Genomic DNA, 5,699 nt, shown 5'->3' with positions numbered 1-5,699 from the left:
GGGGGGTTCAGGTGGTCCAGGTCTTGAGCTTCTCGATGAGCGCCGTGGGGTTCGGGTCGATCGGCACGATGTTCAGGCACGTCACGCCGGCCTCCCGGTAGGCCGCGAGGCGCTCACGCACCCAACCCTCGGGCCCGACCAGGTTCGACAGCTGGAGGAACTCCCTCGGGACCTTCGCCGCCGCCTCGGCCTTCTTCCCGTCGAGGTAGAGATCCTGGATCTCCTTCGCCTCGGCCTCGTAGCCGTACCGGCAGGCGAGCTGGTTGTAGAAGTTGCGATCCCGGGCGCCCATCCCGCCGATGTAGAGCGCGGCCAGACCCCGGCCCATGTCGAGGATGGGCTCCGGGTCGTCGGTGATCGCCACGATGCCCCCAGCGGCGATCTCCAGGGGGCCGAGCTCGGGCGAGCGCTTGGCGAAGCCGGCCGCCAGGTCGTCACCCCAGACCTCACCGGCCTTCTCGGGGATGTAGAAGATCGGCAGCCAGCCGTCAGCCACCTCCGCGGTCATGGCCACGTTCTTGGGGCCGAGCGACGCCACGTAGATCGGGATCGCCGGACGGACGGGATGAGCGATGATCTTGAGCGGCTTGCCCAGTCCGGTTCCCTGACCTTCCGGTAGCGGGAGCCGGTAGTAGCGACCCTTGTAGGTGACCCGCTCCTCTCGCTTCCACACCAGCCGGCAGATGTCGATGATCTCCCGGGTGCGGCCGAGCGGGGCGTCGTAAGGGACGCCGTGCCAGCCTTCGATCACCTGGGGACCGGACGCACCGAGCCCGAGGATGCACCGCCCGTCCGACATGGCATCCACACCCGCCGCGGTCATCGCCAGCAGCGTCGGCGTGCGGGTGTAGATGGGCAGGATGCCCGAGGCGATCTGCACCCGCTCGGTGGCGTGTGCGAGGTAGCCCATGAAGCTCACCCCGTCGAAGCCGTAGGCCTCCGCCACCCAGGCGATGTCCAGACCTGCCCGCTCGTAGTCGGCGACCCGCGCGGCCGATGCCTTGAAGCCGCCCGAGTAGTCGAGCTGCATACCGATCTTCATCGATCGTTCCCCCCAGTCGTGAACGGTGCGAAGGATGACGGGCGCGGTCAGGCCGCGACCGTGCTCCGGGCAGACGCCTTGCGGGCGGCGATCCGCTCCTCGTACTGCTTGCGCTCCCAGTCCTCGCGGCTCATGAGCTGCGTGGCATCGAGCGAGCTGACGACCTGCCCGTTGTCGAACAACACGTGGTACCGGATCCAGGTGACGCCGGCGACGTACAGAACGCGCCCGGGCGTCCCGGCCGGCACGTGCGGGAGGTCGACGGCGGCGACCACCTTCTGGTGCCGTTTGAACACCTGGTCCTTGGTGACCGTGGCCATGGTGACGATCGCTCCTTTCCTCGCGTTGCCGCGCGCCCTACCGCGCGTCGCTGGCCGCGGCCCGGGCCTCGGCCCAGGTCATCCCGGCCTCGACGTCGACGTCGTGCGGGAGGCCGAGCACCCGCTCGGCGATGATGTTGCGCTGCACGTCCCCGGTGCCGCCGCCGATGGTCAGCGCCTGGCTGAACAGGAAGCCGTAGTGCCAGAAGCCGGCCTGCCCACCCAGCGCGTCCCCCTCCGACAGCATCCCCTCAGCGCCGCAGAGATCCTTGGCCAGGGCCATGACGTGCTGGCCGTGCTCATCGGCGAGCACCTTGCGCACGCTCGCCTCCGGGCCCGGCGGCTCGCCCTTGATGGCCGCGGTCACCGTCCGCAGACGGATGAGACGCAGGATCTCCGACTCGACGTGCACCATCGCGGCCCGCTGCCGCAGGACGGGATCGGTGAGCCCACCCCCGGAGCGGATCAGCTCGAGCAGGTCGGCGGCTGTCGGACCCAGCCCCCAGAGCGCCCCGCCGCCGGAGAGCGAGACCCGTTCGTTGCCCAGCGTGACCTTCGCCAGGCTCCACCCCTCGTTCTCCTCGCCGACCAGGTTCTCGGCCGGGATGCGCACGTCGGTGAAGAACACCTCGTTGAACGTGTGGGCGCCCGTCATCTCCACGATCGGCCGGACCTCGATGCCGGGCAGGTCCATCGGGCAGATGAAGTAGGAGATGCCCTTGTGCTTCGGCGCATCCGGGTTCGTGCGGGCGATCAGGATGCCGAACTGGGCGATGTGACCGAACGACGTCCAGATCTTCTGCCCGTTGACCACATACACGTCGCCGTCGCGCTCGGCCCGGGTGGACAGGTTCGCCAGATCGCTCCCCGCGTCGGGCTCGCTGAAGAGCTGGCACCAGATCTCCTCGGCGGCGAGCAGTGGCAGCAGGTAGCGGTCCTTCTGAGCCTGGGTGCCTGCGTGGAGCAGGGTGGGACCGGCCCACCCGATGCCGATCTGGTTCGACGGGCGCCGCACCCCCGCGCGCTTGAGCTCGTCGTCGATGATGAGCTGGTGGATCGGGTCCGCGTCGAGGCCGTAAGGCTTGGGCCAGTGGGGGGCCACGTACCCGGACTCGGCGAGCTGCCGATCGGTCGGGTGGGGGTGGGCAGCCAGCCACTCGCGCACCTCGGCCCGGCGAGGGTCGTCGTCGGGTGGGAGCTCGAAGTCCACGGCGGCGAGGTTAGCGACGCCCCGCGCCCGGCACGATTCCGTGGATCGGCTCCCTGACGTGCCGTCAGCGATGCCGACCTCCCGGAGTGCCCCTCCTACACTCCCCCGGTTGACAGCCGCCGAGACACAGGGGGAACCGATGCCGGGCTGGAACTTCGCCGAGATCTGGGAGGTCTGTGCGACCAAGCTGCCCGACGCCGTCGCGCTGCGGCACGGCGAGCGGGAGATCACCTGGTCGGCGTTCGATCGGCGAGCTGATGGCATCGCCCGCACCCTGCTCGACGCGGGCGCCGGGGAGCAGGACAAGGTCGCTCAGTACCTCTACAACTGTCCCGAGTACCTCGAGTCGATGTTCGGGGTGTTCAAGGCCGGACTGGTGCCGGTCAACACCAACTACCGATACGCCGAGGAGGAGCTCGTCTACCTCTGGGACAACGCCGACGCGGTGGCGGTCGTCTTCCACGGCACCTTCACCGAGCGGATCGAGGCCATCCGCCACCGGGTGCCGAAGGTACGCATCTGGCTGTGGGTCGACGACGGGGACGGTGCCTGCCCTGAGTGGGCGACACCCTACGAGGATGCCGCTGCTGCAGGGCCCGGCGAGCGGGTCGTCGCCCCCTGGGGTCGTGACGGGCACCAGATCCTCATGATGTACACCGGGGGCACCACCGGCATGCCGAAGGGGGTGATGTGGCGCCAGGACGACCTCATCCACGCCGTGCTCCCCACCACGAACGCGGTGTTCGCCGAGACCACGCCTGACTACGCCAAGCTCGCTGACTCGATCCAGGGACCGGGTCTGCAGATGATCCCGGCGTGCCCGCTGATGCACGGGACCGGCCAGTTCACGGCCTTCATCGCCCTGTCGAACGCCGGATCGGTGACGACGCTGACCAATCGACACCTCGACGTGGTCGAGATCCTCGACACCATCGAGGCCAAGAAGATCCAGGGTCTCACGATCGTGGGGGACGCGTTCGCCAAGCCCATCCTGGCCGAGCTCGACGCCAACCCGGGGCGATGGGATCTCTCCAGCCTGTTCCTCATCACCTCGTCGGGGGTGATGTGGAGCGAGCCCGTCAAGCAGGGGCTCCTCAAGCACAACCCGACGATGATGCTGATCGACGCGTTCTCCTCCTCCGAGGCCATCGGTCTCGGGCAGTCCGTCTCCACCGCCGGCAACGAGTCCAAGACGGCGAAGTTCGTCCTGGGCGAGAACGCCCGGGTGATCACCGACGACGGGCGCGACGTCGAGCCCGGCTCGGGTGAGATCGGCCGGGTGGCGGTCCGTGGCTACACCCCGATCGGCTACTACAAGGACCCGGAGAAGTCCGCAGCCACCTTCGTGACCATCGACGGCGAGACGTACTCGATGCCCGGCGACTACGCGCAGGTCGAGGCGGACGGCACCTTGACGCTCCTCGGGCGGGGCTCGGTGTGCATCAACACCGGCGGGGAGAAGGTCTTCCCCGAAGAGGTCGAGGAGATCCTCAAGCGCCATCCGAGCGTGCTCGACGCGGTGGCCGTCGGCCTGCCAGACGACAAGTTCGGCGAGACCGTCAACGCCGTGGTGCAGCTCCGGGAGGGGGCCACCCTCGACCAGGACGAGCTGATCGGGTGGGTGAAGCAGCACCTGGCCTCTTTCAAGGCCCCCAAGCGGGTCGTGCCCATCGACACCGTCGGCCGAGCCCCCAACGGGAAGGTGGACTACAAGCGCCTCAAGCGCTACGCCGCGGAGCAGCTCGGCGTCAGCCTCGACTGACCGACCCTGATCCACCCAACACACCCGACCGGCCTGTCAAACGCGTGCCCCAGCACGCGTTCGACCTGCCAGAACGGCAAGAGGCCCACCCAAGCCACCCCACACACCCAACCGGCCTGTCAAACGCGGGCCCCAGCACGCGTTTGACCTGCCGGAACGGAGAGGGGCAGGCTGCCCCGGACCACACAGGGAGGATGGACGAAGCCATGGCAGACATCGGCTACGACGGTAGGGTCGCGATCGTCACCGGCGCGGGAGGCGGTCTCGGGCGGGAGCACGCACTGGAGCTGGCCCGCCGGGGCGCCCGGGTGGTGGTCAACGACCTCGGCGGCTCCGTCTCCGGCGAGGGCGGCGACGCCAGCCCTGCGGAGCGGGTGGCGGCGGAGATCAATGACCTCGGTGGCGAGGCTGTCGCGAACCACGACAGCGTCGGCACCCCCGAAGGGGGCAAGGCCATCGTGCAGGCTGCGCTCGACGCGTTCGGCACCGTCGACATCGTCATCAACAACGCCGGCATCCTGCGGGACAAGACCTTCCACAACATGACCCCCGACCTGCTCGAGCCGGTGATCCAGGTCCACCTCCTCGGCGCCTTCTACGTCACCCAGCCCGCCTGGGTCGTCATGCGCGAGAAGGGCTACGGCCGAGTGGTCAACACGTCGTCGAACTCGGGCCTGCTCGGCAACTTCGGCCAATCCAACTACGGCGCGGCGAAGATGGGGCTGGTCGGGTTCACCCGGGTGCTGGCCAACGAAGGGCGCAAGTACAACATCAAGGCCAACGCCATCGCGCCGGTGGCCAAGACCCGCATGACCGAAGAGCTGCTCGGCCCGGTGGGCGACATGCTCGACCCGGCCACGGTCACCCCGGTGGTGTGCTGGCTGGCGTCCGAGGAGTGCGACGTGTCGGGCGAGGTGTACTCGGTCGCCGGTGGGCTTGTGGCCCGGTTCTTCATCGGGCTCACCCCTGGCTACTTCAAGAAGGACCTCACCGTCGAGGATGTTCGCGACCACTGGGACGAGATCCGCGACACGGAGGGCTACATCATCCCCGACGGCCCCAACGACGAACTGAAGAAGATCTTCACCATCCTCACCGAGGGCAAGGAAGGCAAGGTCTCCTGAGGGTCCCCTGCTGGACGGCATCCCCGGGGCGTCGGGGCGCCGTCCAGCTCCCCGGCTATTCCGTGGCGATCGCCTCGAGGACGTTCAGGCGACCGGCCCTGGCCGCGGGGTAGAGCGCGGCGATCACCCCGAAGGCCGCCGCCACCACCACGAACGCCACCAGCCAGCCGACGGGCACGGTGATGGTGCTGATGATGTTCTGGGGGATGGCCGCGGCCAGCACCACCCCGAAGATCACCCC

6 protein-coding genes are annotated in these 5,699 nt (G+C 68.8%); 2 read left to right on the top strand and 4 right to left on the bottom strand.

Features of this window, described 5'->3' with window-relative positions:
* Positions 1-7: 7 nt before the first annotated feature.
* Genes V7004_RS14990 through V7004_RS14980 form a run of 3 tightly spaced genes read right to left on the bottom strand, consistent with a single transcriptional unit; the run spans position 8 to position 2,572 of the window.
* Positions 8-1,042, bottom strand: a complete 1,035-nt coding sequence (locus tag V7004_RS14990) for an LLM class F420-dependent oxidoreductase (protein ID WP_334145000.1) — start codon at positions 1,040-1,042, stop codon at positions 8-10.
* A gap of 47 nt (positions 1,043-1,089) precedes the next feature.
* The gene (locus tag V7004_RS14985) at positions 1,090-1,362 is read right to left on the bottom strand and encodes a hypothetical protein (RefSeq protein ID WP_334144998.1); all 273 of its coding nucleotides are present in this window, start codon (positions 1,360-1,362) and stop codon (positions 1,090-1,092) included.
* Positions 1,363-1,399: 37 nt separating this feature from the next.
* Positions 1,400-2,572 carry an acyl-CoA dehydrogenase family protein gene (locus V7004_RS14980; RefSeq protein ID WP_334144997.1) on the bottom strand — a complete coding sequence of 391 codons (1,173 nt, stop codon included), beginning with the start codon at positions 2,570-2,572 and terminating at the stop codon, positions 1,400-1,402.
* Positions 2,573-2,681: 109 nt separating this feature from the next.
* Between V7004_RS14980 and V7004_RS14975 the strand changes: the two genes are divergently transcribed.
* Together V7004_RS14975 and V7004_RS14970 are read left to right on the top strand one after the other, a co-directional pair.
* Positions 2,682-4,334: an acyl-CoA synthetase gene (locus V7004_RS14975; protein ID WP_334144996.1), complete on the top strand. Its 1,653-nt coding sequence runs from the start codon at positions 2,682-2,684 to the stop codon at positions 4,332-4,334.
* Positions 4,335-4,540: 206 nt separating this feature from the next.
* A complete protein-coding gene (locus V7004_RS14970; RefSeq protein ID WP_334144995.1) occupies positions 4,541-5,458 on the top strand; it encodes an SDR family NAD(P)-dependent oxidoreductase in 918 nt (305 codons plus the stop codon).
* Between the two features lie 55 nt (positions 5,459-5,513).
* Here the strand turns inward: V7004_RS14970 and V7004_RS14965 are convergent.
* The coding region (locus tag V7004_RS14965; protein WP_334144994.1) for a hypothetical protein at positions 5,514-5,699 on the bottom strand (186 nt) is incomplete at its 5' end.

Origin of the sequence: Rhabdothermincola sp. (assembly GCF_036846205.1) — a bacterium.
Classification (GTDB): Bacteria; Actinomycetota; Acidimicrobiia; order Acidimicrobiales; family Acidimicrobilacustridaceae; genus Rhabdothermincola.
This window is presented reverse-complemented; position numbering and strand designations above follow the sequence as displayed.